The sequence below is a fragment of the Nostoc sp. NOS(2021) genome (assembly GCF_017115025.1).
Lineage (GTDB): Bacteria > Cyanobacteriota > Cyanobacteriia > Cyanobacteriales > Nostocaceae > Nostoc.
This window is the reverse complement of sequence record NZ_JABXKM010000276.1, coordinates 1-26,224: the sequence shown is the minus strand read 5'-3', so window position 1 is coordinate 26,224 and position 26,224 is coordinate 1. Positions and strand designations below refer to the sequence as shown.

Sequence of the window (26,224 nt, the reverse complement as noted above, 5' to 3'; positions counted from 1 at the left end):
ATTACTTTACTCATAGATTATACTGTTTGTCCTAACCACCTTGGCGATTGCTATATTTATTGAACCACAGAGGCGCAGAGAACACAGAGAAAAGAGGAATTATTATCCAAAAATTTTACCCACCTTGAAAGGGCTAGTTTTATAAGACACAATGAACCGCAATATATCTGTATGATTTCAAAATGATTTACGAGCCGAACTATCTCCGCCTCTTTCAACCAAGATTTGAATTGCACATGCCTAATGCCCCCTACTACAGTAGGGAGCATTGGTTATTCCCCTGATCCCCCTGCCTATTTCTTATGCGGCATAAAAGACCAACGTCCGCAACTCGATACTCTCGCGTGGCGGGGCATCCGGTTGGCTTGTTGGGTCATCAAATGCGGTGTGGGCGGCGAACCGCGCCAAACCTTCCTGTGCTGAGTCAAAACACTTGATCAGTAGCGCCTCGTTCCGTTGCATTTGGGGAAAGTAGAACCACCGATGTTTCGGGTTGTACGTTACCGCATAGGTTTCGCCGACGCGATCGCGATACACAAGGTCGGTAGCCACGAGGTCTGTCGGTGCGATACTTTGAGCGTCACAAACTGCTAATGGAGACTCCTGCACTGGTCCCGCGATCGGTCGCCAGAGGTTGACTACACTGAATCTGTGCCGCAGAAACTCATCGGGGTCTTCAGTACCGATTGCTTCCAACACGGTACGGGCGCGACTATAGCCAGACTTGGCGGTGAAATCGTTGTGTACGCCCCTTACTGGTGTTTTTATCCCTTGCTCGCCCTGCTTCGCCCGTTCGGCATTACGCAGGTTGTGATCGAACACTATCACCCTTTGGGCACCTGTCAAATCCTTGAGGAATTGCTCGGCTTCAGGGTAGTAAATGCGGCGCACCTCATCCTGATCATAAAAGTCTTCAACAGTGCTGTGGTGTTCGACCAAGGCGAATCCCTGTTGATCCAAGGACACGTCTTGTGAGATCGTCCGAGCATTATAGATGGGGAGTGTATGTACCTCATACTTGCCGCTTCGCTGTGGAATGCCTAACGGTGGTTCGTAGGTATAGTTGACAGGTTTTTCTGCTGTCGGGGTGAGGTAATTAAGTTCTCCCTCAACGCGCGATAGTTCCTCGAACAATTGACTGTTTAAGCTCATGGGTTATATCTCCCAGTGAATTCAACAATGTTTTACTAATGTATACATAGGGTTTTATTCCCTACTCCCTACTTTTGAGCAGAAGCAACGGCAGTGGGCGCACCAAGAATCTTGGCAAATCTTTCTACATAGAAGCTTGCAGGATTTTCCACAGCCCGAATTGACTCGCGATCGCGCACAGTATTCCACCATTTCTGCAAGCGAGGGGTTTCTGTTGGTAAGGTGAAATTGCGGAAGTGTTCCAAGAGGGGTAAGCGTTCAAACCACGGATAGAAGCTGATATCGACTAAACTCAGCTGATCCCCTAACCAGTAAGGGCGATTACCAGACAGCTTACCTAGTCCTTCTTGCTCAATGTACAACAGAGATTCCAAAAACTCTCTTTGTCCCTGTCCTTGTTCTTGAGCATCTTTACCACGGAGGAATTTGTTAAAAGCCGGTACAAAGCGAGTGTTGGCATAGTCGATCCAGATCCGAGCGATCGCTTTAGCACCTGGATCGCGGGGTAATAAAGGTGGTTCTGGGAAGACTTCATCGAGATATTCGTTGATGATCGCAGACTCATAAATTTCGATATCCCCATGTTTGATCGCAGGGACTTTGCCGTAGCGCGAAATCTGTGTGTAGCCATCTGGTTTATTTTGTAAGTCAATTTCAGTAGCGCTAAAGTCAATTCCTTTTTCCAGTAAAACCACACGAGTTCTTTGGGAGAACGTGGAGGCTTTGGCAAAGTAAAGTTGTACAGTGCTCATAAAATACTTTCCTTGTAAATATTGCCTAGATATGCAACCTCAGAGACTCCGTTACTCCGGGCTTGTTGCTAGACACCGCCTAGTTTGGACGCAAGAGCCCGATCGCATACTATTAAATATACTACGATTCATCGCTAGGGTTCCCGTATAATATCTCAGGAGTATTTCATAGTCTTTGTAAAAATACAAGTCCCAACAATTGCAGGACTTACGCAAAACTACAGGCGGTAGGGGCAATTCATGAATTGCCCCTACCCAAAAATAAGGGTTTCGGCTATTGTTTGCGTAAGTCCTGAATTGGAGACAGCTTGGCAAAAGTGATCAAAGCCAAGTATCGATATTCTTGATAACCACTGCTAAAGTTGATACAGCACACAATTATGATGTTATTAGTGCAAAATTTAAATCTGTAGGAACTGCAATCAAAATTAAGTCACTAAATCAGGATTTTCAAGTCAATATTATGGAGCAAATTCAGCCACAACCGCGCCGCGTCGCTGATCAGGTGTTTCAAGAATCCCTCGATCAGTTGGAGGATATCTTACAAGAAAATTCCATTGAGGAAGAAGAGATCCTTCAACTGCATACTAGCACTGTCACTGAAGTCGAACTCGATCAAGACTTGATAGATATTGATTTAGCGGCTCTTGAAGACGCAGTTGCTGATATTGAACAATTTCTCGAAGAAAAAAGAAAAACGAAATAAAAGTTATGAGTTATGAGTTTTAACTCCTAACTCCTAACTCATTTGCCGTTGTGCTTCATATAACATTAAAGCAGCTGCGATCGCCACATTCAAAGATTCCACCCCAGGACTCAAAGGAATTCTAACTTGCTTGTCTGCGATCGCTGCTAAATCTGCCGACAATCCAGCGCCTTCATTTCCCAGTAAAATCAGACTGGGTTTTCGCCAGTCCACTTCCCAATAAGTTAAAGTCGCACTCGGTAAGGTTGCCACTACCTGCATTCCTGCCTGCTGACTTTGTTGCACTGTCGCTTTTAAGTCTTCGGTTACGCCCGTTGCTAGGCGAAACCATTGCCCTGCTGAAGCCCGCAGAACTTTGGGGCTGTCTAAATCTACACTATCTCCACTTACCCACAACCCCGATGCTCCAGCGGCAGCAGCAGTGCGGATCATCGTCCCCAGGTTCCCCGGATCTTGCACGGTTTCTAAAGCTAGCACTAAACCAGTAAATGGTAGTTGAGTTTGGCGTTCGCTTCGTTTTGCCGTTGCCACCACACCATCCGGTTGGACTGTGGTAGCGATCGCATCCAAGACTTCTCTACTGACAATTTCGGCGCGATCGCATCGGCTACAAGCTTCCTCCCACAGCGAAAGGTGGGCTGCTTGCCAATCTGGGGTACAACACACTGTTTCTAGTGGGTAATTCACCGCACAAGCTTCCTCTAAAAGGTGCGTCCCTTCCAGCAAAAATAACTGCTGCTTGTGCCGCTCCTTCGTCGACTGTAGTTTGCGAATTTGCTTAACTAGGGAATTTTGTAAACTGGTCAACACGATTTTGGATTTTGGATTTTGGATTTTGGATTAATCTAAAAGACGCTCTCTACGAGACGCTAAAAGCGAACGCGGACTCGCTAACGCTGCGCTATCGGCTTTTCTTCAATCCAAAATTTATATGCGGAACCCGGGACTTGAACCCGGAAGCCTTGCGGCACTAGAACCTGAATCTAGCGCGTCTGCCATTCCGCCAGTTCCGCTGGCAATTATCTTTATCGACAATTTCTTATTATTGCGTAATTTTTTACCTTTGTCAAGTGAAAACATCACGCTTCGTTAAAAGTCTCAAACTAGAAACGAGTTTTTCAGGGGATAGGTGGAATCAAAATATTAACTCAACAGTAGAGCATTGATTTTTAGAGAACACTTAAGTTATTTTACTGAGTATTTAATTGTGCTTAAAAATACTACTTATTCGTGATTTTTTATTAAATTTTTCAAAAGCTCAAAAAGCTTGCTCTTGGCTATTTACAGCCCGCTTTTATCACCCAAAAAACAATTTTTTTATGCAAGATGGTGTCCGAAAACGTGGACAAATTGAATCTTTACTGTAGAATCAAAACCAACTTCAAACATCTAAAATACGTATTACTTTTGGAGGTAGGCTTATTAATCCTTCTACCAGCTTACCAGATGCCAAATTTGCTCCCAAAGCAGACTCCTCAGTCTTGCAAATTTGGGGTGGGCATCCTTTGCGAGGTCATGTGAAAATTAGCGGGGCAAAAAATGCAGCACTGGTAATCATGGCTGGAGCCTTGCTGTGTCCGGGTGATTGTCGCATCCGTAATGTCCCCTTATTAGCGGACGTAGAGCGGATGGCTCAGGTGTTATTGGCTTTGGGTGTACGCTTAACACGCCAAGGTGATATTTTAGACATCAACGCCAGCGAAATTAAAACATCAAAAGCTCCCTACGAACTAGTTACCCAGCTGAGGGCGAGTTTTTTCGCCATTGGAGCCATTCTCGCCAGATTGGGAGTAGCACAGATGCCCTTACCAGGTGGTTGTGCTATTGGGGCAAGACCAGTTGATTTGCATGTCCGGGGACTGCAAGCAATGGGAGCTGAGGTGCAGATTGAGCATGGCATTTGTAATGCCTACGTCCCTGGCAGCAGCCGGAGATTAAAAGGTGCGAAAATTTACTTAGACATTGCCAGCGTCGGCGCGACGGAAAACTTGATGATGGCGGCTACCCTGGCAGAGGGCGAAACGATCATCGAAAATGCTGCCAGAGAGCCAGAAGTAGTTGATTTAGCTAACTTCTGTAACGCGATGGGAGCCAAGATTAAGGGAGCGGGGACTAGCAGGATTATTATTGAAGGAGTCCCCAAGTTGCATTCTGTTGACTACAGTATAATTCCCGATCGCATTGAGGCCGGGACATTTTTGTTGGCAGCAGCAATTACCCGCTCAGAACTTATCCTCTCGCCGGTGGCTCCAGAACATCTAGTACCAGTGATTGCCAAACTGCGGGATATTGGGGTGACAATAATTGAGGACAAGCCTGAACACTTACGCATTCTGCCAGCGCAAACCCTCAAGGCAACGGATATTGAAACTCAATACCATCCAGGTTTTCCCACAGATATGCAAGCGCCGTTCATGGCTTTGCTGACATTAGCGGAAGGCGACAGCGTGATTAACGAATCTGTCTTTGAAAATCGCTTGCGTCATGCCTCAGAGTTAAATCGCTTGGGGGCAGATATTCGTGTCAAAGGCAACGCTGCTTTCGTCCGGGGAGTGCCGAAATTGTCTGGCGCACCAGTATTAGGAACTGACTTGCGGGCATCGGCAGCGCTAGTCATAGCAGGACTGGCGGCAGAAGGACAAACTACAATTCAGGGATTACAGCACCTCGATCGCGGCTATGATCGACTCGATTTGAAGTTGCAGCAATTGGGAGCTAAAATCCTCCGCGTGGGCGAAACATCAGCAGATGCAGAAATCGCTCCCAGCATCAGTAGCCTGTCAAGTTGATCGGTTAAGACTGACGCAAAGACAAGGGAGACAAGGGAGACAAGGGAAAATTTTCTCCCCATCTCCCCTCTTCCCCAGACTGTCTAATTAGGATTTTTCAGAATCAAGGAAGAATTGAATGCCAAGTGTATCCGTTGATACTCACAACCCATGCTTGCCATACCAATTAAGATAGCGTTGTAGGCGATCGCGCTGGTAACTTGGCTTGCTAATACTGTGGGATTGCTCAGGATAAATAATCAATTGAGTATCAACCCCTAAACTGTTGAGTGCCTCATACATCTGCTCGGAGTTCTGCAACGGAACAATAGCATCCCGATCACCGCCCAGAAATAGTGTTGGCGTCACAATTCGGTCGGCGTGCAGGAACGGAAAGGAAACTCGTAGCCAAGTATTGAGGTTTTTCCACGGCACGCCCAGTTCCTGCTCGTAGTCATAAGACTCGTTAGTACCGTATGCTCCCAAAAAATTGGAAATGCTAGCTCCACTTACCGCAGCTTTGAAACGGGTATCTTGGACGATAGTATAGTTTGTTAAGATACCACCGTAGCTCCATCCACCTATTCCTAACCGAGATGGATCGGCTATCCCTTGTGTCTCAACGTAGTCAACAGCAGCAAGGACATCTTGGACATCTTTATTTCCCCAGTCAGCGTAAATAGCCTTTGAGAACGCTTCACCCCGTCCCGAACTACCCCGTGGATTAACTGCAACGACAACATAGCCGTGAGCTGCAAACAGCTGCCAGTCAAACATAAACTGGTTTGTGTACTGCCCGACTGGGCCACCATGAAGCTGAACGAGTATTGGGTATTTCTTTCCTGGTTGAAAATTCGGTGGTTTGACTAAGAAACCGTGGATTTGGGTGCCATCTTTACTCTTGAAACTAATTTCTTCCGTCGTTGCTAATACAAGTTGGACAAGCAATTCCTGGTTTTGGTGCGATATTGAACGCAGTTGAGTGCCTTTGAGTGCGAAAACCTCACTTGGTTCCTGCGGCATTGAGGATAACAAAGCAATCCTATCGTCACTCCCTAAGTCAAAGGCGCTGATATTTCTACGTCCAGCTAGCAATCGCTCTATCTTACCGCCTGCTACTGGTACTTTTGCGAGGTGAACATTGCCATCATCTTCCAGCAAAAACAGAATTGATTTGCCATCAGATGTAAACCGTGGCTTAACAACATTGCGATCAAGATTTGCTGTTAACAGACGTGGAGTACCTCCTTGCGTTGGAATAACGGCAAGATGGTAAACGGCGTACTCAAGTAGCTTTTGAGGGCCTCCTTGCAGGTAGGCTATTAACTTCCCATCTGGACTCCAAACAGGCCGGCTAGCCCAGGAGGGATCGCAATTGGGGCCTTCATTGGTAGTTATTTGACGTACTTTTACTCCTGGTTGGGCAACGATAATGTAGACATCCCAATTGTTATGGCGATGAAAATCAACACCACGCTTGCTGACAAAAGCAATCTTCTTCCCATCTGGAGACCATTCGGGCAAATATTCATTAAACTCACCTGGTGTCAGAATATCTGCTTTGTGAGTTGCTAAGTCGAACACATAGAGATGTTGGCGACTTTTTTCGAGATATCCTTTAAAGCGATCAATGACAATTGGCTGTGCGGTCTTTTGTCCGTTCCGAGTTTTTTGTGGTGGATCTTCGGCGATTACAGCTAGTCGTTTGCCATCGGGCGACCAAACGAAATCAGAAACGCCTCCTGGAAAATCTGAAATCTTTTCTGCTTGTCCACCGGCAAGGTTTAGCAGCCAAATTTGATTGCCTTCACTGTCGGACTGACGACTGGAGAGAAAGGTGAGGTACTTTCCATCGGGACTGAAACGAGGGAAACTTTCGCTATCTTTGCTGTTAGTTAATTTTCGGGTGCGGGAGCCATCCCACGAAGTCATATAAATATGGTTGTTGGCAGAATCATTCTTGATATCGGTACTCTTCACCGTATAGGCTATCAAGGCTCCATCTGGAGAAATTTGCGGTTCGCTGACTTGGTGGAAAGCAAACAAATCGTCGAGGGTAATCAGCCGCCTGGACGTTGCCTGAACCTTGAGACTCGTACTGATCAAAGCAGCGATCGCACCACAAGCTAATGCGACTTCCCTGAACCTTTTCATTTTTGTTGTAAAAATTAGCATAGACGCTGATCTGACATCTGTATATTGAACTTTAGTGCCTGTTATAGCAACGGACAAGAAGGTTAGGACATTAACTGATGATAAAACCTATATACAAACAGACTTTCAACCCAGTCCCCAGTCCCCAGTCCCCTGCTATACTTGCAACTATTTTATAAACAGATGGTTAGAGAAACACGATAAATCGCCGTTTCTACAAATGGGTAGCCCCTGCCCATCCTACTTAAATCGTTATACTAACTGTGGGAGGCTGTTAATCTCACCAGCCAGATTCCATAGTTGTTTTTTTATAGCTTGCTGCACCATGTCCTTCATCAAAACCCCGCTGATTGGTTTAAAAGCTGACTCATTTCGTCATCCATTAGACCTGGAAGCCACCAAAGCGCTCAAGCAGATACCAGGCATAGATATGTTGGTGCGAAATTGGCTCGGGCCAATGGCAGAGCAGGTTTTCTATGTAGAAAATATTGCCTCCAGCGTTCTGGTGGGTGAAAAGCAACTGCCCGATTTATACAAACTGTTGTTAGACGCCTGTAATATCCTGGATATAGAGCCTCCCCAGTTGTACATCCGGCAACATCCGGCTCCCAACGCCTATACTTTTGCTGTGCGGGGTAAGCAGCCGTTTGTTGTGCTACACACATCCCTGATTGATATGCTCACACCAGAGGAAATACAGGCAGTAATTGCCCACGAGTTGGGGCATCTCAAGTGTGACCATAGTGTTTACTTGACTCCTGTAAATTTATTAATATTAGCTGCGGCGATTGTCCCCAATGTGGGAACCTTCGTTGCTCAAGCGATACAGGCACAGCTTTTAGAATGGGTACGCTGTGCTGAGTTTACCTGCGATCGCGCCGCATTACTAGCAACCCAAGACCCCAAAGTTGTCATGTCAGTGTTGATGAAGTTGGCGGGTGGTTCCCCCACCTTAGCGCCACAATTAAACCTCGATGCCTTTGTTGCCCAAGCCCGCGCTTACGATGATATTAGCAAGACCGAATTAGGTGAAATGGTCAAAACCGCCCGCACAGCCCAATTAACCCATCCAGTGCCAGTGCTGCGGGCGCGAGAAATTGACCGTTGGGCAAGCAGCACAGAATATCAATCTTTAATCCAAAGTCATGGACTAAAGTCTACAAGTAATGAAGTTGCACCCAAAGGCGGATGGCGAAACTGGTAGAGCAACTAATCACAACTAGTTTAATCAAATTTGGTTATCCAAATTAGATGTGTTTTAGCTTACAATACTCCAGATGATTCGCTAATGCGATCGCACTTGCTAGAGTTCTTGAGGCAAGCTATGGGCGATTTTACTGTAATGTAAAATACTGGTACAGCCAAAAAATCAGCTAATGACCAGGTTTCCCTACGACCAGTTCGCAAAAGACTATCTTAAAGAATTGTTACAACCATTGGGAGAAGTGGAAACAAGTCGGAAAGTTCCGGCCCAAATCCGAGAGATTGATGTTTATTTTGTCCCTTCACTCCAATCCACAAGCGATACAATACAATTAGGACTGTTAGGAAAATTTGCGGCTGAACCTGCATTAATTGAACCATTTAGAAATGCGGCTACAATTGCGGAAATTCGTAGTTGTATGAATAAGTTATTTGATATTTTCGCGGAAGTAAAGCGTCAGGCTAAAGGTGATAAAAACCGGATTGCGGAATCAGATTTACCACGTTTATGGATTTTTTCACCTACAGCTTCTGAATCTATATTGGATGGTTTTAGAACTAACCTAGATCAAGAAAATTGGGGAATAGGAGTACATTTTTTAGGCGATTATTTGAGAACAGCAATTGTGGTAATTCACCAATTACCGTGTACAGAAGAAACGCTATGGTTGAGAATTTTAGGTAAGGGAAGAGTCCAGCAACAAGCGATAGATGAACTAGAAGCACTTCCCCAAAATAATCTCTTACGTTCCAAAGCAATTGATTTATTATTGAGTTTAAAGACTACCTTAGAATTCAATCAAAATATAGACGAAGAGGATAGAGATTTAATTATGCGCTTATCACCTATTTACGAGCAAAAATTAGCAGAAGCTAAACAAGAAGGAATCCAAGAAGGAATCCAAGAAGGAATTAAAGCAGAACGTTGTAATGTTATAGAAAATTTGTTGCGAGTTCGCTTTGGTTCTTTAGATGCCGAAATAAGAGTAATTATTGAAGCTTTGTCGTCATTATCTCCAGAAGAATTTACTCCTTTATTACTGCAACTATCCAGGGAAGAATTATTAAATAGGTTCCTTTAGAATAACTCAGTCGGAGATACTGGTTTCTCCATCTTTACTAATAAATCAATGATTACTTAAGCTTGTTCAATCGGACAATCAGATTAAAAAACATCCCATTGCTTAACCCACAGCCGCTACCATGACAGTTGTACCCAACGACGATCGCTTTCAACCCATAAATCTCTTTGAGTACGAAAAATTAGCCAAAGAGCGTCTGTCTCAAACGACACTTGATTACTATAGCAGTGGTGCTTGGGATGAAATCACATTGCGGGATAATCGTGCTGCCTTTGAGCGAGTCAAGCTGCGACCTCGGATATTAGTCGATGTCAGCGATTGCAATCTAACTACCTCCATTTTAGGACAACCCCTGCAACTACCTTTGTTAATTGCGCCGATGGCTTTTCAATGTCTAGCCCATCCAGACGGAGAAGTTGCCACAGCCCTAGCTGCGGCATCAGCTGGTGTGGGCATGGTGTTAAGTACAATGGCAACAAAGAGCATTGAAGAAGTAGCGACAGCATGTGATCAATTTCCAGATTCTCTGCAATGGTTCCAGCTTTACATCCATAAAGATCGGGGATTAACTCGTGCTTTGGTAGAAAAAGCCTATAAAGCAGGCTACAAAGCACTTTGTCTGACTGTAGATGCACCTGTTCTCGGACAGAGGGAGAGAGATAGACGTAACGAGTTTGCCTTACCCCTAAACTTACATCTGGCTAATCTTGCCACCATCTCAGGGCTAGATATTTCCCATGAAAAAGGCGAATCTGGGTTATTTACCTATTTTGCCCAACAGCTAGACCCAGCAGTAACTTGGCACGATTTGGAATGGTTGCAGTCTTTATCCCCACTACCTTTAGTCATCAAAGGAATTTTACGGGGAGACGATGCTGTGCGGGCTGTAGAATATGGAGCCAAAGCAATTGTTGTTTCCAATCATGGTGGCAGACAACTTGATGGTGCGATCGCTTCTTTAGATGCCCTAGCTGAAATAGTAGCAGCAGTAGATGGTAAAGTAGAAGTACTGTTGGATGGAGGCATTCGTAGGGGCACAGACATTCTCAAAGCTCTGGCATTAGGAGCAAAAGCGGTACTGATCGGACGACCTATTTTGTGGGGACTAGCAGTAGCAGGACAAGTTGGTGTATCTCATGTCATCTCACTGCTACAAGATGAGTTAAATGTGGCAATGGCACTTAGCGGCTGTGCAAAACTACAGGATATTGACCCTAGTTTATTGACGCTGCCATGCCTTTAAGCCGGAGAATTCTTAGAGCTATTATTCCAGCAAGACTTTGAGAATTAATTTTCAGATTTGTCACAAAATCCCTCAAGTAGAGTATAATAGTTAAGATTGGACATAAGGGCGGGTGGCGGAATTGGTAGACGCACCACACTCAAAATGTGGCGGCCTTGCGGTCATAGGAGTTCGATTCTCCTCCTGCCCACTACCAAACAAGTAGTAGAGAGGTTAAAAAGTTATGCGCCTGAAAAGATGGGAATCACCCCGTAAAGAAGGCAGGAATGAGAAAGGTAGAGGCGGTTCTGCGAGGAAGCGGCAACTCAAAAAGCAAAGGCAAATGTTACTGCAAAGACTCAAGGAAAGTAACAAACCAGACAATAACAAAAACAAGAGAGCAGGGGAAGATAAGGTTATCTTCCCCTTCTTTTTTGGGCTTTTATTTTCTAAAAAAATAAATTTTAGGGATTTTTCAACACATAGACTAAATTAAATTTGTCATAAATTTGGAAAGTCATAAGAAAAAATTATTATCCTATTCTTCAAAATATACTAATTTTAATTTAACCTCTTAAGCACAGACTTACGCATCAAAAATATCAGACTGAGTGTCTGGTATTTTACTTCACCATTTGATTTTTCTCTGTAGCAAATATTACGCAGCAAAATACATATCCATAGGAACTTCTCGCAATTGTAATGCTTACATGAACAAATCAAAAATTAATTATGAAGGAAGTATGAATTTTGCCAAGCAGCGTCTGAAATCCCTTGGTTAAAACGGTAAAATAGGACACAACAGCAAAAAATTATAATATTACCGATTAAGTCGAAAGTATACTAAGAAGGCAATTGCATCTCCATGTGTTAACTTCCAATGATGACACAAGCCTACAAAAAGCCAGGAGTCATCTAATCTGAATTATTCAATATTCGGAATGGTCTAGGTAATCTATGGATTTTTTTCTTGGACACAGGAGTTATTGATGGTGGCGAGAGTGCTTCTACCTACTAAAAAAGTGCTTGATTTTCCTATTACTGCTTTACGCTTTGATCACCAGGTACAAACAATACTGAAGTGGGCGAGTAGGCATGAGAGTAAAACTGTATACGTAGCTAATGTACACATGCTCATTGAAGCTCATTGGAATCCAGAGTTTGCCACCGTATTACGAAATGCAGATATAGTTACTCCTGATGGTATGCCTCTGGTATGGATGATGCGAAAAATGGGAGCGCTTTACCAAGACCGTGTGGCAGGGATGGATATCTTACTAGCATTGTGTCAGCGAACTCAAACACAAAATCTGAGTATTTTCTTTCTAGGTTCCCAAACAGAAATTCTTTCTCGGATGCGAAAAAGGTTAGAGCAGGAATTTCCGCAGATGAAGATTGCGGCGATGGAACCTTTACCCTTTCGTCCCCTGACTGAAACTGAAGACGAAGCTTTAGTTCAAAAGATTAACTCTAGTGGTGCTAGCGCCGTCTTAGTATCTCTGGGATGTCCCAAACAAGAAAATTGGATAGCTCAACATAAGGGTAAGATACAAGCTGTAATGATTGGACTGGGTGGAGTTTTCCCCGTTTATGCAGGAATTCACAAGCGGGCACCCCGCATAATTCGAGATTTAGGACTTGAATGGCTGTATCGATGGATTCAAGAACCGCGCCGACTTTGCGGCCGCTATGCTAAGACCATTCCACTATTTATCTGGCTGGCTATGAAGCAACTACTATCATCAAGTCGGATTGCAGCGGTCTTCCTTCACGAGACTGGGGATTAAGGAGAAGGAAAAAGAAATAGGTGAGACTGACTGGCGTGAAAAGAAATAATCTAGCTACCCTAGCTTTGAATATTAAGGCTAGATTTAACAGCTTCTGGAGCAATGGTTGGAACGATATTAGCGACATTAAAGAAATGTCGGGCATGAAACAGTTAAAAATTCTCATCTGTGCATATGCTTGTGAACCGGGAAAGGGTTCTGAACCAGGAGTAGGCTGGAATGTTGTTAGGGAGGTAAGCAAGTATCACCAAATCTGGGTACTCACATCGAACTGTCACCGTCAAGGTCTTGAAACTGAACTAGCACGTAACCTCCTGCCTAACCTACACGTTGTTTACTTAGATCCTCTAGGCTGGATCATAGACTGGAGTGATCAGAGGATGGGAAAACAATGGGGGGTTTATGTTCATTATTACCTTTGGCAAATTTGGGCGTATTTTATCAGTAGCTCACTCCACAAGCAGATTGGCTTTGATATCCTACATCATGTAACTTATGTGAGGTATTCAAGCCCTAGTTTAATTTCACTGTTGCCAGTTCCTTTCATCTGGGGCCCAGTTGGGGGCGGGGAATCATCTCCCAAAAGTTTTTGTCAAGATTTTAGTTTCCGTGGCAAGATATATGAAGTTTTGCGAAATTTGGCTCGCTGGATAGGGGAGTGTGATCCCTTCGTTCGCCTCACTGCACAACAAAGTGTCTTAGCCCGTGCTACCACAGAAGATACAGCTAAACGCTTGCGCCAAATGGGCACAAAAAATGTCCAAGTTTATTCTCCGTTAGGTTTATCTAAGGATGAAATAGCAAACCTTTCAGATTGTGTAATTCTCGATAATTCTGTAATTAGATTTATCAGCGTAGGTAGACTTTTGCACTGGAAAGGGTTTCATTTGGGATTAGCAGCATTTGCCCAAGCAAACCTACATAATGCTGAATATTGGATTGTCGGAGAAGGATTTGAAGGCAAACAGCTAGAAATATTAACTCAACATCTGAATATTACTAAACAAGTCAAGTTTTTAGGTAATCTGTCTCGCGAACATACATGGGGTAAAATACAGAACTGCCATGTGTTAGTTCATCCCAGCTTGCATGAATCTGGAGGATTCGTGTGTTTAGAGGCAATGGCAGCAGGGCGACCAGTGATTTGCCTAGATTTAGGAGGGCCAGCTATTCAGGTTACAGAGGAAACTGGTTTTAAAATTAAGGCAAATACACCTGAGCAAGTAGTAAGTGATATTGCTAAGGCTATGACGTATTTAGCTAGTAACCCAGAGCTAAGATTATTGATGGGTCAAGCCGGGCAGAAGAGGGTAAGGGAGACTTTCAGTTGGGAAAGTAAGGGGAAGCAGTTAATTCAACTCTACGAAGAAATTTCAACCCAGAATAAATCCTGCTTGAAATTGAGCTATGGCTCTAACGATGATTAATCATAACGGTCATAGTATATATCTTCTCAATAGCTCCTTTAGCGATACTGGTAGGAGCTTCTCTCAGAAGTGGTAGCATACGTAAAAAACTAATTAAATTCCATCGAAAATTGACTGTAGTGTCACAGATTGTAGAAAAACTGGCTATAGAACAGTAAAACTACTGTAAATCAGGGTGTAATTGCTTTGCATGATCTACTAGTTGGTTCTTTCCTTCCATTATTCAGAGAGTTAACTGCATGAAAGTGCTGTTGATACATAACCGTTATCAACTTGCAGGCGGTGAGGATGGAGTAGTAAAAGCTGAACAATCCTTACTGAAAGCAAATGGTCATCAGGTATCTTTACTAGAAGTTAGTAATCGTGACATTAAAAATACCTGGGATAAAGTTGCAACTGCTATTAGTGCAATTTACTCATATTCAGCAAAACAACAAGTTCGCATCCAAATTTCCCAACTCCGCCCTGATGTCGTCCATGTACATAACTTTTTTCCTCTACTCTCTCCTTCCATATATGATGCTTGTCGAGAGCATGGACTAAGTATTGTCCAAACTCTTCATAACTATCGGCTTGCTTGTCCCAAAGCAATGCCTTTTAGAGATGCAAAAGTTTGTGTGGATTGCTTTGGACAAACAGTGCCGTGGTCTAGTGTTGTACATGGCTGCTACCGCAACTCACGTCTACAAAGCTCGGTGATAGCAGCAATGAACAGCTGGCATCGGTTGCGAGGTACTTGGCAAGAACAGGTAGATGCTTATATTGTCTTTACCCAATTTCAAAAAGACAAAATGTTACAGGCTGGACTGCCGGCAGAAAAGTTCTACATCAAACCTAATTTTGTGTTTGCTCCAGATTCTCGAAACCAAAATTGTGAACATAGTGACTACTTACTTTTTGTTGGTAGATTGTCTGAAGAAAAGGGAGTTTCTGTTTTAATTGATGCATATATACAGAAGAAATTATGCACACCACTAAAAATTGTGGGTGATGGCCCTTGCCGTCAAAAGTTGCAGCAACAGATTAAAAATACCAGTTCCGAAAATTTCATCGAATTTTTAGGGTTTCAGGATAAGCCAACAGTGTTGGCACTAATGCAGAATGCCCGGTTTTTAGTATTTCCTTCCATTTGGTACGAAGGTTTTCCCTTAACTATTGCTGAAGCTTTTGCCTGTGGTCTACCTGTACTGGTGTCCAAATTAGGTAGTATGGTAGAAATTGTCGAGGATGGAGTAACTGGTTTACATTTTGAAGCAGGCAACCATACGGATATGGCAGCCAAAATAGAATGGGCAACCACTCATCCTGAAGCGATGAGAACTATGGGCAAAAATGCTCGCCAGGTTTATGAGACTAAGTATGCTCCTGAAGCTAATTATCAGCAGTTGATGGCAATTTACCAACAAGTCATCAATAAGAAGAAATAGTGTGTCACTGGTAAAGGAATTGCGATCGCACAATTTTGTCCCTTAACCACGAAGATTCAATAATTCACCCCAAAGTGATGAAAAAGCGTAAGTGCAAGGATTTCGACCAATCAATGTCCGGCTGTAAAAACCCATTATCTAAAATCAACTATTAAAGTACTTGACATTAACCCAGGATTAAGTGCTATATTAACTAGAGTAAAGTCGTTGGGGCGTCGCCAAGTGGTAAGGCAGCGGGTTTTGGTCTCGCCATCCCTGGGTTCGAATCCTAGCGCCCCAGTAAATCTAAAGACAGGCATAACAGCCTGTCTTTTAGAATATTTAAATTACATTTTTAAGATGCGTCTCAATGCATCTTAAAAATGTAAATGTTACTTGTCAGGCGATTTGAGAGCTTGATCCAGAATCTGCCGAGCCTGTTCTGCTTTAGATCGCGCTTCCTGGTAGCGCACATTAGCTTGGGCAAAATTTTTGAGAACTTTAAAACCTTCCTTGAGTCGAGTAATTTCCTCTTCTGTCACCGACTCGTCGGAGAACAGAACATCAACCGCTTTGCGAATTTCCAACGCTTCAGATCGTGACTCCTGAACTTTCAGCTTGAGCGTGGCCAGATTACTCAGAACCTGGACAGCTTGTGTAATGGTATCCTCACCGCTAGCAGGATCAATAGTTGGCTCTTTAACCTCAATTAATTGTTGAGGGCCAAATCCTTCTTCCAGTTCCGTGGGTAGCTTACCTGCATCCATCAGTTCCATCAGCTGATCCATTGCCTTGTCACGGGCTTTAGCTGAATCTTTTCCAGAAACAGTGAGGATAATTTCTGGGCTTTGAGCGAGAGTGTATTGAACCATATTTGAGCAGAAAATTTGCTGGTTAACCAAGCTGAAGCAAACAATTATAACATGTTGCGTGTCAGGTTATTTGTTGATTTATCGTAAATTATAGCGGTTCTCGCTTGAGTGAGGTAAGCTAAAACACATCTAATTTGCATATTAAAATTTTCTCAATATCTTGTGGGGTGGGCAACATGAGCGCCCTGATTATGCAACTTGAATGCCGATTAGCTTACAAGAAACCCCACCCCCAACCACTCCCCGCTTTTCGAGAGGGGAGTATGATGTTAGGAAACGTCATAAAGGGTTTAAGACCGAACATCAACATATAGCTCATCCTGAAGGGTTAGGCTCCGACTTGACTCAGTTATGCTGCGGGATCTTGCTACAATCGGAGTTTAAATAAGAGTTTGAAACTGTCTTCTCTAGGAGACGCTGCACGAACAATTTTGAATTTTGAATTGTTATTCCTACCTCTGCCAACTCGCTCAAAATAAAACTTTATACTTAAGAAAACGGGAATAAGTTTTAACAGGAGAGGAGAGCAATGGCTCCCAGTCCCACCATCATGCAAGCTGTGGAACAACTGGGCTACCGTGTCACCGTTGGTGATGTGGCAACTCAGGCAGGATTGAACGTCGCTGAAGCTAATCAAAGCTTGTTAGCCCTGGCATCTGATGCTGGGGGGCATTTGCAGGTAGCGGATTCAGGTGATATAGTTTACCTTTTTCCACAAAATTTTCGAGCAATTTTGCGTAATAAATACTTACAGTTACGATTGCAGGAATGGTGGAAAAAGGTCTGGAGTGTTCTGTTTTACCTGATTCGCATTTCTTTTGGAATTTTCTTAACTGTTTCCATTGTCCTGATAACTGTTACCATCTACATTATCATTACCTCTACCAACTCAGACCGTAACGGCAACAATCGGGGCAGTAATTTCGGTGGTGGCGGGTTCTTCTATTTTCCAAATTTATTCTGGTATCTTAGCCCAAATTATGACACCCACAACCAGGAACGGCGACGTGAAAGGCGGGAAGAAAGCAATCTGAATTTCTTTGAAGCTGTGTTTTCGTTTTTGTTTGGGGATGGGAATCCTAACGCCAACTTAGAGGAACGTCGCTGGCAAGAAATTGCTACGGTGATTCAGATTAACCGTGGCGCAGTGGTAGCGGAACAAATTGCTCCATATTTGGATGACATTGGCGAGGGATATACAAAAGAATACGAAGATTATATGCTGCCCGTTCTGACGCGATTTAATGGGCAACCGGCGGTAAGTCCAGAAGGGCAAATTGTTTATTATTTCCCAGAGTTGCAGGTGAGTGCAGTTAAAAAGCGCCGTCATGCAATATCAGATCACTTGGAGGAATTTCCCTGGCGTTTTAGTGCCGCAAGTTCCGGGCAAATTATGCTGAGTGCTGGGTTGGGTGTACTAAATTTTGTTGGTGCTTTAGTACTGGGAAGTTTGTTGAGAGATGGCACTGTTGCCGCCCAATTAGGTGGACTGGTAGCTTTTGTGCAAGGAATTTATTGGCTGCTATTGGTTTACGGAGCCGGTTTCTTAGCCATACCGTTATTGCGTTATTTCTGGATTCGGTGGCGTAATCGCAAAATTGTTGATCGCAACCGCGATCGCATTTCCAGAGCAAGGCTATTGGTAAGTCCTGATGCACCTTTACAACAAAAAATCAACTATGCTCAACAATTTGCCACAGAAAAAGTCATTGGCAAGGAAGATTTAGTGTATTCTAGCGAAACTGACTTACTCGATCAGGAAGTTGAGCGTTCGGCACAAATTGACGCTGAATGGCAACGGCGGTTAGACCAGTCATAAACAATTTGCTCATTCAAAATTTACAATAATTTAAGAAGGTAACAAAAATGGGCGGGCATCTTGCTATTGGTGTCAACTTAAGCCAAAACCCTTTTACAAACCTCGTTTCCAGTCTCTGGCTGGAAATGCGAATCAAAAGCGGCTCTGCCGCAAGTCTTGAGGCGGAGCCTCTCGGAATGCATTCCCAGTCTCCGACTGGGAACGAGACAAAGCTTGTTCTAGACTGGCTTTTATCTTAAGTTGACACTAATGGCATCTTGCCCACCCAACTGAGGCAAAACGGTCAAAAATTCTCAGGTTCTAAGAAAACATTCTTTCTGCAAAGGTATCTTCTTCCTTGTTCGGCATCGCGAGCTATTTGTTAGAATTATTTACCCTGAAATTCGTGGGGAGGTTCCCAGTTGATTCAACCTCCAAAAATCCAAGCGTCTAGCGAATATGCACCAGGGCCTAAAACTGCGATCGCAATCAGCATAACGCAGTACATAAACGCTTTTTCCCAACTTGGCGGTTCACCTTTTCCTAAAGGCCCCTGATACTGTCCTTCAGGAATTAAGTATGGATCTTGGGCTACAAAGGGCTTACTTCCAGAAATGTCTAAATATATCGCATAAATCATTGAGCCGAGAATGGGCAAGGTTGCTAAGAGGGTGAGGAATCCAATTATTAGAAAAATTCCGCCGCCTAACATAGACGCAGCTGATAAAAAGCAAAGAAAGACAGGCATTTTTAGAGACTCAGCCCACTGTCGAAGATGCGTTAACTTTGGATAGCCGTGTAGTAGAAACAACCCGCCAAGGCTAACTCTTAGTAGTAAAAGTGCCAATCCTGGGAGTCCGTCAGGATACACAGGAGAGAGTGAACTTAACAAGTGTGGGCCTAGCTGTGGGTAATTAAAGGCAGCTAGAAAAAAGGCGATCGCCACACCCAGCCCAAATTGATAAATCATAGTTGTACACCACGGGTATTAAGGTCGATAGCATATAAGGAATGACCGGCTGTGATAAATAGGCGATCGCGTTCTTTACCACCGAAAGTTAGATTAGCGCTTGTCTGCGGTATGAGAATTTTTCCCAACTGAGTCCCGTCGGGCGCGTATACCTGCACGCTGTCTTGAGAACTAGTAAAAATGTTGCCATATTCGTCAACCCGGAGTCCATCTGGTTGTCCTGGATCGATGACACAGAACACACGGCCATTCTGCACATGGCGATGATCTACAACCTCGTATACACGAAGATGATGAGGCCCACCAGGAATATTAAACGCAGCTGTATCTGAAACATACAAAAGGCTTTCGTCTGGACTGAAAGCCAGCCCATTCGGGCGCACCATGTCCGTGACTACAGGATAAATTTCACCACTAGCAGGGTCGAAGCGATATACGTAACTTCCGGGTTGTTCCTGTTCGCCGCCGTAACCTTGGTTCGGCTCGGTGATCCCATAGGGCGGATCGGTGAACCAAATTGTGTTGTCACTTTTGACTACTAAATCATTTGGACTGTTCAGGCGTTTGCCCTGGTAGCGATCGACTAAAACCTTCCATTCACCATCATGTTCACGTCGGATGATGGCACGCAAACCGGAGGAACATGCAACCAGACGACCCTCCAAGTCGCGGTAATTACCGCTTTGGTAATCAGATGGCGATCGCAGGACGCTCATCTTGTCGGCAGGACTCCAGTGCAACAGGCGGTTGCCGTGAGCGTCACTCCACACAACGCTATCGTCTTCGTGGAAGTAAACAGGGCCTTCGCTATGGACTGCACTGTTGGCAAGCTCTTGGAGTGAAGCACCTGGGCGTAGAATAGCACGCAGGCGATCGTCATAAATCTCAATGGCTTCAGCCATAGGAATCTCCTGTTATTTAACTTAGTTACTGGCGATAAATGGCAGGTTAAAGTTAATACAAATTTAATTTTTATAAATATCAAATATGCCTGATTTACATCATATATAAACATAAATGAAATTAAAATTAAATATTCGCCTTCCTTTAGGCATAAATGAAAATTAGGCCATTGGATAGAGTCTAAAATTTTAGATCGCGTTTTTTTAAAGGTTACTCATAGCAGTTCTAAATTTTCTACTCTTGGCGTTCTTGGCGGTTCGATAATTTGCATAACTTCAATAGAATTGCTATATATCCAAAGGCTGAATTTATGATTTTATAGATATACCATTGATGAGTTGAAAAATTCAGAGTTTGTGACATAAAGTAAAATTTGGAAGCAAAAACTATCTGAATATTTCTCAGTTAATCGGCTTGATATAAATTCTTCCCAATTATAGAAATAAATAGCTTATGGATCTTGGTTTTAAAGGTAAAGTTGCTGTAATTACTGGAGGTGATTCCGGCATTGGGAAAGCGACAGCTAAACTGCTCGCTTGTGAGGGTGCAAAGGTTACTATTCTCGATCGCACTTCGGAAAGTCTTGAACAGGCGGCCCAGGAGTTGAGAAAGTTTGGAGAAATATTTACGGTTCAGGCGGATCTCACTCAGCCCAAGGAAGTTGCAGCTGCCAAAGAGCAAATTCTAGAACGCTTTGGAACAGTTGATATCCTTGTTCATGCGGCAGGAATCACAGGTGCTACGGGAGATTTTCTCGAACTGAGTGATGAGGAGTGGTACAAGACAATTGAGGTTGACTTGATGGCGACGGTACGCACCTGTCGCGCTTTTATTGGGCCGATGCGTAAAAGTGGTTGGGGAAGAGTGATCCTGCTGAGTTCGGAAGATGCACTACAGCCCTACCCAGAAGAGATACCTTACTGCGCTTGCAAAGCAGCTGTATTGAATCTGGCTAAAAATTTATCTAAAGCTTATGCAAAAGATGGCGTGCTGGTGAATGCAGTTTCTCCCGCCTATATCGCCACCTCAATGACTGATGCAATGATGGAAAAGCGCTCAAAAGAACTAGGTGTCAGTTTTGATGAGGCAATTGACAGTTTTCTCGATGAACATCGCCCTCATATCGAACTCAAACGACGTGGCAAACCCGAAGAAGTCGCGGCTGTAATTGCCTTCCTTTGCTCTGAGCAATCAAGCTTTGTAGTTGGTTCTAATTATCGGGTAGATGGTGGCTCGGTTGCAAGTTTGTGAGCCAAGCGAGTGTAGGGGAAACTAGCCCCGCTTCTCGTAATTCGTAATTCGTAATTACCGTTGCGTAAGGGTTTTTGACATTTTAAATTGGGTAGCTTATTTACGTTGATCTGTACTAGCCCCGAAGACACTATACAAGTTCTTTGTTGTTATATCAATTCGTAATCAAGGGGTGTAAGAAGATTGCATCTGGTTTTCCAGGTTGGAATCTGTTGCCGGATTTGAAAGAATTGGTATAACCTCTTATTCTTAATTTAAGAGTTGATTATGAAACAGACAGAAGCAGTTGTTGCCAATATTAACGATCTAAATGATGGTGAAATGCGACAGGTATCTGTCGGCGAGACAGAAATTTTACTGAGTCGTATAGATGGAAAGTTTTATGCCGTCGGCGCACACTGCGCTCATTATAAAGCGCCACTGGCAGACGGGGTGCTGAGTGGGCATCATGTTGTTTGTCCCTGGCACAATGCCTATTTTGACGTGACGACTGGCGATCAACTAGAGCCACCTGGCTTGGATTCTCTAGCTTCCTATCAGGTACGGATTGAAGGTGAAAACGTCATTGTCAGCGTACCAGAAGAAACAACGGGATTGCGATCGCCTGCAATGGCACAATTTAACCCCAACGTTGATGGGCGGACATTTGTGATCTTAGGAGCAGGAGCGGCGGGTGTCCATGCGGCACAAACTTTGCGAGTAGCTGGATATCAAGGGCGAATCGTCATGATTACTCAGGAGGATAAGCTGCCCTACGATCGCACCAAGCTGAGTAAAGACTACTTCATTGGGAAAACATCCTCCGAGGAAATGCCCCTGCGATCGCCCGATTTCTTCAAAGAACACGCCATTGAAGTGCTGTTGAATCACCAAGTTGAACAGGTGCAAACAACAAATAAAGCGATCGCCTTTACTAATGGAGATTCGTTAACCTATGATGCCTTACTAGTAGCAACAGGAGGAAAACCACGCCAGCTAGATATTCCCGGCGCAGACTTACAAAACATTTTGACATTACGCAGTTTTGATGATGCCGATCGCATTTTGGCAACTATTAAACAAAAAGGACAAGCGGTAGTCATTGGCTCCAGTTTTATCGGTATGGAAATCGCATCTGGGCTGAGTCAGCAAGGCTTACAAGTAACTGTGATCTCACCGGATTCTGTACCTTTTAAGAAAACCCTTGGCGAGGAAATCGGCAAAATATTTCAGCAAGTTCATGAGGAAAACGGCGTTTCCTTTAAGTTGGGTAGAAAAGCGGTACAGTTTGAAGGTAGTGACAAAGTAGAAGCCGTCATTTTAGATAATGGCGATCGCTTGCAAGCAGATATCGTAATTGTCGGAGTTGGCGTACAGCCTGCAACAGACTTTCTTAAAGGTGTCGAATTGCATCCCAAAGATCGCAGTGTTGTTGTTGATGAATACTTGCGTGCAGGTGATAGCATCTACGCCGCAGGCGATATTGCCCGTTATCCCGATTGGCGTACAAACGAATCGATTCGCGTTGAACATTGGCGAGTTGCAGCACAACACGGGCGAATTGCAGCTTATAACATGGTAGGGAAAGCAGTCAAATTTAGAGGACTTCCTTTGTTTTGGACAATGCAATTTAAGTTTCCGTTGCGCTATGTTGGACACGCCCAAAGTTGGGATGAAATAATTGTAGATGGGGATTTGCAAAAACAGGAATTCATTGCTTTTTACATCAAAAACAATCAAGTCTTGGCAGTTGCAACCAGCCATCGGGATACAGAAACAGCAGCTATCTCGGAATTGATGCGCTTGAACCAAATGCCAAATATTGAGGAATTACGGCGTGGTGTAGTTGATTTGATTCCACAAACAGCCTCAAGTTAGTAGCAAGCGCTAGCGGAGTTTGTAGTGGGTGCTGAAGCACTTTAGTACTGATACCATTTCTTTGTGAGGCTGCGCCAAACCCTTTTAACTTCTTTCTTTCTTCGCGTCCTTCTCTACGAGACGCTACGCGAACGCGTCCTTTGCGGTTCGTTTTTCTTTCTTGTACTTAAATATGGTTTAGCGCATCTTCATACAGAATTAGTACTGACTAAGAACCAGAGTAAACTAATAAGGTTCGAGATAAAAATAATTTGCAACCTCCTGCATATATGACGAACATCACTGAGCGCTACGACATCATCATTATCGGTACGGGAGCCGGTGGAGGTACACTGGCTCACCGCCTTGCACCTACAGGTAAAAAAATTCTCGTGCTGGAACGAGGCGACTTTTTGCCCAGAGAAAAAGCTAACTGGAATCCAGAGGAGGTTTATCAAAAACATCGCTACCATACAGATGAGCAATGGTATAACAAGGAAGGCAAGGCATTTCAGCCCCAGACAGGTTACTGGGTTGGTGGCAATACCAAACTCTACGGTGCAGCCTTAATTCGATTGCGGGAGCGAGATTTTGAAAGGGTAATTCACAAGGGAGGAATTTCTCCAGAATGGCCTTTGAAATATCAGGACTTTGAGCCATACTACACGCAAGCAGAAAAGCTGTATGATGTGCATGGCAAAGAAGGAGAAGATCCCACCGAACCACCTCGCAGTGAGCCATATCCCTATCCGCCAGTCAGTCATGAGCCAGATATGCAGTCCCTTGCTGATGGCATTCGTGAACTAGGTTATTACCCATTTCACCTACCACTAGGATTAAAGCTCAATGAAAGCGATCGCACCAAGAGTCTCTGCATTCGCTGCGATACTTTTGATGGATACCCCTGTCTTGTAGGTGCGAAAGCCGATGCCGATGTTAACGCCATTCGTCCTACCCGCGAAATGTACGCGAATTTCACCCTTTTAACTAATGCTAAAGTCTTGCGGCTACATACCAATGAGTCGGGGCGAGAGGTTACAAAAGTAGAAACTGAAATTGCCGGGGAAAAACATTGGTTTACAGGCGATATTGTGGTTGTTGCCTGTGGTTCTGTCAATTCAGCTGCTTTGCTGTTACGCTCTGCTAATGACAAGCATCCCAACGGATTAGCAAACAGTTCCGATCAGGTGGGGCGGAATTTCATGAGGCAACTGGAAACGGCCATAGTTTCCATACATCTAGAGGTGAATCACGCCAACTTTCAAAAAACGATCGCTGTCAACGATTTTTACTGGGGAGAGCCGGATTTTCCTTATCCGATGGGCATGGTGCAGAATACAGGTAATGTGCTAGCCGATATGATTCCCGGAGAAGCACCACCACTAATGGCTCCATTTGTCAAGCTGATTCCTAATTATGAGCGACATTTGCTGGCCGAGCGATCGGTTGGTTGGTGGTTGCAAACAGAAGATTTACCAGACCCGAATAATCGGGTTCGGGTGGTGGGTGACAAGATTCACGTTGACTATACACTGAATAATACCGAATCAAGCGATCGCTTGATTCATCGTTGGACATCTGTACTCAAGTCCATCCCTCATTCTGCTAAACACGTCCTACCATTTAGCCTTTATCCTCGCACACATCTACCTGAACAAGCAGTTGCTCATCAATGTGGTAGTTGTAGATTTGGGACAGACCCCAAAACCTCAGTCCTTGACCTCAATTGTCGTACCCATGATGTCGATAATCTCTATGTGGTAGATAGTAGTTTTTTCCCGTCAAATTCCGGCGCCAACCCGACATTAACGATTATGGCGAATGCGTTGCGTGTTGGCGACCTGCTTGCAGCAGCGCTGAGTGCAAAGCACACGCTCCGCGATCGCTAACGCATAGCTGAACGATTGAAATAGTCATTAGTAAAATCAAAAAGGGCAAACATTATGACAAATGATGAACGGCAAATTATACCACAACAGCAACCACAGATTCAATCTCAACAGGACGATTTAGAAGCAGCAGATTCTCCTCATCCCCTGCCTACAAGTCTAGGTGCTGCAATTGGTGGGATTGCAGGAGCCGCACTGGGTCGCTCAATTGGTGGTAAAATGGGTGCTGCAATTGGTGGGGTTGCAGGGGCAATTACTGGTGGCGTTGCAGCCAATAAGCTGACAGGGTACGCTGGAGAATTCATTGAAGAACTCCAGCCGACAGTTGGATTGGGATTAGGAGCCAATCACAAACCAATTGAACTACCCCTTCACTATTCTTGGGAACAATTACAAGCATTATCAAAACCACAGGGAGGAGAAATTCAAGTCACCTAAACTTCAAGCAAAGTTCCCTGATATGTATAACAAGTAAGGGGATTTGTAGCATTCGGCTTTTAACATCCCCCCGATCCAGTGAAAGATTAGCCTATCCTGCTAGACGCTCGTCCATGCTTCTCCAGATATTGCTGATGATACTCTTCTGCTCTGTAGAATTGCGATGCCGATACAATCTCCGTCACAATTGGCTTTTTGTTAAAACGAGGGCTATTCTCAAGCCGATCTTTGGAAGTTGTGGCTAGCAATTCCTGCTCTGGAGTGTGGAAAAATATTACTGAGCGATATTGATAACCAACATCTGCGCCCTGGTGGTTTGGTGTTGTGGGATTGTGCTTATTCCAAAACACATTTAGCAGTTCATCATAAGATACTATTGCCGGATCATATTCCACTTCCACTGCCTCAGCGTGTCCAGTTTTACCTCTACAGACATCTTCGTAGGTCGGATTTTTAAAGTGTCCGCCACTGTAACCAACTGCTGTAGAACTTACACCTTTTACTTGACGAAATGCTGCTTCAACTCCCCAGAAACAGCCGGCTCCAAATGTCGCTTTTTGTAGAGTAGTGTTTTGCATATCTTTGACAACTATAGCAGGGGACTGGGG

22 protein-coding genes and 3 tRNA genes are annotated in these 26,224 nt (G+C 44.1%); 16 read left to right on the top strand and 9 right to left on the bottom strand.

Features of this window, described 5'->3' with window-relative positions; genetic code table 11:
- Positions 1 to 300: 300 nt before the first annotated feature.
- Positions 301 to 1,152, bottom strand: coding sequence for a CmcJ/NvfI family oxidoreductase (locus HWQ41_RS27480; protein WP_292770181.1), 852 nt, complete (start codon positions 1,150 to 1,152; stop codon positions 301 to 303).
- Between the two features lie 68 nt (positions 1,153 to 1,220).
- Positions 1,221 to 1,904: a glutathione S-transferase family protein gene (locus HWQ41_RS27475; protein ID WP_292770179.1), complete on the bottom strand. Its 684-nt coding sequence runs from the start codon at positions 1,902 to 1,904 to the stop codon at positions 1,221 to 1,223.
- A gap of 343 nt (positions 1,905 to 2,247) precedes the next feature.
- Here HWQ41_RS27475 and HWQ41_RS27470 point away from each other — a divergent pair, with 343 nt between their 5' ends.
- Positions 2,248 to 2,610, top strand: coding sequence for a hypothetical protein (locus HWQ41_RS27470; protein ID WP_366931722.1), 363 nt, complete (start codon positions 2,248 to 2,250; stop codon positions 2,608 to 2,610).
- 33 nt (positions 2,611 to 2,643) lie between these two features.
- Here the strand turns inward: HWQ41_RS27470 and HWQ41_RS27465 are convergent, their stop codons facing one another.
- Together HWQ41_RS27465 and HWQ41_RS27460 are read right to left on the bottom strand one after the other, a co-directional pair.
- Positions 2,644 to 3,420, bottom strand: a complete 777-nt coding sequence (locus HWQ41_RS27465; protein WP_292770177.1) for an RNA methyltransferase — start codon at positions 3,418 to 3,420, stop codon at positions 2,644 to 2,646.
- Between the two features lie 122 nt (positions 3,421 to 3,542).
- Positions 3,543 to 3,623, bottom strand: a tRNA-Leu gene (locus HWQ41_RS27460).
- Between the two features lie 408 nt (positions 3,624 to 4,031).
- On the opposite strand from HWQ41_RS27460, the gene murA reads away from it, so the two are divergent.
- Positions 4,032 to 5,399 (top strand): UDP-N-acetylglucosamine 1-carboxyvinyltransferase, encoded by a 1,368-nt coding sequence (gene murA, locus HWQ41_RS27455; RefSeq protein WP_292770187.1) that lies wholly within the window; start codon positions 4,032 to 4,034, stop codon positions 5,397 to 5,399.
- A 141-nt stretch (positions 5,400 to 5,540) separates the two neighbouring features.
- Here murA and HWQ41_RS27450 read toward each other — a convergent pair whose 3' ends face one another.
- Complete coding sequence (locus HWQ41_RS27450; protein WP_292770175.1) at positions 5,541 to 7,532, bottom strand: S9 family peptidase; 1,992 nt, start codon at positions 7,530 to 7,532, stop codon at positions 5,541 to 5,543.
- 325 nt (positions 7,533 to 7,857) lie between these two features.
- Between HWQ41_RS27450 and HWQ41_RS27445 the strand changes: the two genes are divergently transcribed.
- The 9 genes from HWQ41_RS27445 to HWQ41_RS27405 all read left to right on the top strand — a co-directional run bounded on the left by HWQ41_RS27445 (position 7,858) and on the right by HWQ41_RS27405 (position 15,960).
- Positions 7,858 to 8,736: a M48 family metallopeptidase gene (locus HWQ41_RS27445; protein WP_292770173.1), complete on the top strand. Its 879-nt coding sequence runs from the start codon at positions 7,858 to 7,860 to the stop codon at positions 8,734 to 8,736.
- Positions 8,737 to 8,908: 172 nt separating this feature from the next.
- Positions 8,909 to 9,817 (top strand): hypothetical protein, encoded by a 909-nt coding sequence (locus HWQ41_RS27440; RefSeq protein ID WP_292770171.1) that lies wholly within the window; start codon positions 8,909 to 8,911, stop codon positions 9,815 to 9,817.
- A 121-nt stretch (positions 9,818 to 9,938) separates the two neighbouring features.
- Positions 9,939 to 11,060, top strand: coding sequence for an alpha-hydroxy acid oxidase (locus tag HWQ41_RS27435; RefSeq protein WP_292770169.1), 1,122 nt, complete (start codon positions 9,939 to 9,941; stop codon positions 11,058 to 11,060).
- A 106-nt stretch (positions 11,061 to 11,166) separates the two neighbouring features.
- Positions 11,167 to 11,250: transfer RNA gene (locus HWQ41_RS27430), tRNA-Leu, on the top strand.
- A 33-nt stretch (positions 11,251 to 11,283) separates the two neighbouring features.
- Positions 11,284 to 11,535: a hypothetical protein gene (locus tag HWQ41_RS27425; RefSeq protein ID WP_292770167.1), complete on the top strand. Its 252-nt coding sequence runs from the start codon at positions 11,284 to 11,286 to the stop codon at positions 11,533 to 11,535.
- A 493-nt stretch (positions 11,536 to 12,028) separates the two neighbouring features.
- Entirely contained in the window at positions 12,029 to 12,826 is a 798-nt protein-coding gene (locus tag HWQ41_RS27420; protein WP_292770165.1) for a WecB/TagA/CpsF family glycosyltransferase, read from the top strand.
- 143 nt (positions 12,827 to 12,969) lie between these two features.
- Positions 12,970 to 14,253, top strand: a complete 1,284-nt coding sequence (locus tag HWQ41_RS27415; RefSeq protein WP_292770185.1) for a glycosyltransferase family 4 protein — start codon at positions 12,970 to 12,972, stop codon at positions 14,251 to 14,253.
- A gap of 239 nt (positions 14,254 to 14,492) precedes the next feature.
- The gene (locus HWQ41_RS27410; RefSeq protein ID WP_292770163.1) at positions 14,493 to 15,680 is read left to right on the top strand and encodes a glycosyltransferase family 4 protein; all 1,188 of its coding nucleotides are present in this window, start codon (positions 14,493 to 14,495) and stop codon (positions 15,678 to 15,680) included.
- 208 nt (positions 15,681 to 15,888) lie between these two features.
- A tRNA-Gln gene (locus HWQ41_RS27405) sits at positions 15,889 to 15,960 on the top strand.
- A gap of 91 nt (positions 15,961 to 16,051) precedes the next feature.
- Here the strand turns inward: HWQ41_RS27405 and HWQ41_RS27400 are convergent.
- Positions 16,052 to 16,531, bottom strand: coding sequence for a hypothetical protein (locus tag HWQ41_RS27400; protein ID WP_292770161.1), 480 nt, complete (start codon positions 16,529 to 16,531; stop codon positions 16,052 to 16,054).
- 529 nt (positions 16,532 to 17,060) lie between these two features.
- On the opposite strand from HWQ41_RS27400, the gene HWQ41_RS27395 reads away from it, so the two are divergent.
- Positions 17,061 to 18,350 carry a hypothetical protein gene (locus HWQ41_RS27395; protein WP_292770159.1) on the top strand — a complete coding sequence of 430 codons (1,290 nt, stop codon included), beginning with the start codon at positions 17,061 to 17,063 and terminating at the stop codon, positions 18,348 to 18,350.
- A gap of 406 nt (positions 18,351 to 18,756) precedes the next feature.
- Here the strand turns inward: HWQ41_RS27395 and HWQ41_RS27390 are convergent, their stop codons facing one another.
- The gene (locus HWQ41_RS27390) at positions 18,757 to 19,299 is read right to left on the bottom strand and encodes a DoxX family protein (RefSeq protein WP_292770157.1); all 543 of its coding nucleotides are present in this window, start codon (positions 19,297 to 19,299) and stop codon (positions 18,757 to 18,759) included.
- Positions 19,296 to 20,201: an SMP-30/gluconolactonase/LRE family protein gene (locus tag HWQ41_RS27385; RefSeq protein ID WP_292770155.1), complete on the bottom strand. Its 906-nt coding sequence runs from the start codon at positions 20,199 to 20,201 to the stop codon at positions 19,296 to 19,298. The genes HWQ41_RS27390 and HWQ41_RS27385 overlap by 4 nt, the downstream gene beginning before the upstream one ends.
- 454 nt (positions 20,202 to 20,655) lie before the next feature.
- Between HWQ41_RS27385 and HWQ41_RS27380 the strand changes: the two genes are divergently transcribed.
- From HWQ41_RS27380 to HWQ41_RS27365, 4 genes are all read left to right on the top strand, one after another.
- Positions 20,656 to 21,453 carry an SDR family oxidoreductase gene (locus HWQ41_RS27380; RefSeq protein WP_292770153.1) on the top strand — a complete coding sequence of 266 codons (798 nt, stop codon included), beginning with the start codon at positions 20,656 to 20,658 and terminating at the stop codon, positions 21,451 to 21,453.
- Positions 21,454 to 21,720: 267 nt separating this feature from the next.
- Complete coding sequence (locus HWQ41_RS27375; protein ID WP_292770151.1) at positions 21,721 to 23,310, top strand: FAD-dependent oxidoreductase; 1,590 nt, start codon at positions 21,721 to 21,723, stop codon at positions 23,308 to 23,310.
- Positions 23,311 to 23,579: 269 nt separating this feature from the next.
- Positions 23,580 to 25,178 (top strand): GMC family oxidoreductase, encoded by a 1,599-nt coding sequence (locus HWQ41_RS27370; RefSeq protein ID WP_292770149.1) that lies wholly within the window; start codon positions 23,580 to 23,582, stop codon positions 25,176 to 25,178.
- A gap of 54 nt (positions 25,179 to 25,232) precedes the next feature.
- Complete coding sequence (locus tag HWQ41_RS27365) at positions 25,233 to 25,616, top strand: hypothetical protein (protein WP_292770147.1); 384 nt, start codon at positions 25,233 to 25,235, stop codon at positions 25,614 to 25,616.
- Positions 25,617 to 25,702: 86 nt separating this feature from the next.
- Here the strand turns inward: HWQ41_RS27365 and msrA are convergent, their stop codons facing one another.
- The gene (gene msrA / locus HWQ41_RS27360) at positions 25,703 to 26,194 is read right to left on the bottom strand and encodes a peptide-methionine (S)-S-oxide reductase MsrA (protein WP_292770183.1); all 492 of its coding nucleotides are present in this window, start codon (positions 26,192 to 26,194) and stop codon (positions 25,703 to 25,705) included.
- Between the last annotated feature and the right edge of the window lie 30 nt (positions 26,195 to 26,224).

Excerpts from the sequence above, each read along its gene's own strand:
- HWQ41_RS27445 (WP_292770173.1), top strand. The coding sequence starts at position 7,858 with ATGTCCTTCATCAAAACCCCGCTGATTGGTTTAAAAGCTGACTCATTT.
- HWQ41_RS27480 (WP_292770181.1), bottom strand. The coding sequence starts at position 1,152 with ATGAGCTTAAACAGTCAATTGTTCGAGGAACTATCGCGCGTTGAGGGA.
- HWQ41_RS27450 (WP_292770175.1), bottom strand. The coding sequence starts at position 7,532 with ATGAAAAGGTTCAGGGAAGTCGCATTAGCTTGTGGTGCGATCGCTGCT.
- HWQ41_RS27365 (WP_292770147.1), top strand. The coding sequence starts at position 25,233 with ATGACAAATGATGAACGGCAAATTATACCACAACAGCAACCACAGATT.
- msrA (WP_292770183.1), bottom strand. The coding sequence starts at position 26,194 with ATGCAAAACACTACTCTACAAAAAGCGACATTTGGAGCCGGCTGTTTC.
- HWQ41_RS27435 (WP_292770169.1), top strand. The coding sequence starts at position 9,939 with ATGACAGTTGTACCCAACGACGATCGCTTTCAACCCATAAATCTCTTT.
- HWQ41_RS27415 (WP_292770185.1), top strand. The coding sequence starts at position 12,970 with ATGAAACAGTTAAAAATTCTCATCTGTGCATATGCTTGTGAACCGGGA.
- HWQ41_RS27390 (WP_292770157.1), bottom strand. The coding sequence starts at position 19,299 with ATGATTTATCAATTTGGGCTGGGTGTGGCGATCGCCTTTTTTCTAGCT.
- HWQ41_RS27420 (WP_292770165.1), top strand. The coding sequence starts at position 12,029 with ATGGTGGCGAGAGTGCTTCTACCTACTAAAAAAGTGCTTGATTTTCCT.
- HWQ41_RS27385 (WP_292770155.1), bottom strand. The coding sequence starts at position 20,201 with ATGGCTGAAGCCATTGAGATTTATGACGATCGCCTGCGTGCTATTCTA.
- HWQ41_RS27475 (WP_292770179.1), bottom strand. The coding sequence starts at position 1,904 with ATGAGCACTGTACAACTTTACTTTGCCAAAGCCTCCACGTTCTCCCAA.
- HWQ41_RS27380 (WP_292770153.1), top strand. The coding sequence starts at position 20,656 with ATGGATCTTGGTTTTAAAGGTAAAGTTGCTGTAATTACTGGAGGTGAT.
- HWQ41_RS27370 (WP_292770149.1), top strand. The coding sequence starts at position 23,580 with ATGACGAACATCACTGAGCGCTACGACATCATCATTATCGGTACGGGA.
- HWQ41_RS27410 (WP_292770163.1), top strand. The coding sequence starts at position 14,493 with ATGAAAGTGCTGTTGATACATAACCGTTATCAACTTGCAGGCGGTGAG.
- HWQ41_RS27400 (WP_292770161.1), bottom strand. The coding sequence starts at position 16,531 with ATGGTTCAATACACTCTCGCTCAAAGCCCAGAAATTATCCTCACTGTT.
- HWQ41_RS27395 (WP_292770159.1), top strand. The coding sequence starts at position 17,061 with ATGGCTCCCAGTCCCACCATCATGCAAGCTGTGGAACAACTGGGCTAC.
- HWQ41_RS27375 (WP_292770151.1), top strand. The coding sequence starts at position 21,721 with ATGAAACAGACAGAAGCAGTTGTTGCCAATATTAACGATCTAAATGAT.
- HWQ41_RS27425 (WP_292770167.1), top strand. The coding sequence starts at position 11,284 with ATGCGCCTGAAAAGATGGGAATCACCCCGTAAAGAAGGCAGGAATGAG.
- HWQ41_RS27440 (WP_292770171.1), top strand. The coding sequence starts at position 8,909 with ATGACCAGGTTTCCCTACGACCAGTTCGCAAAAGACTATCTTAAAGAA.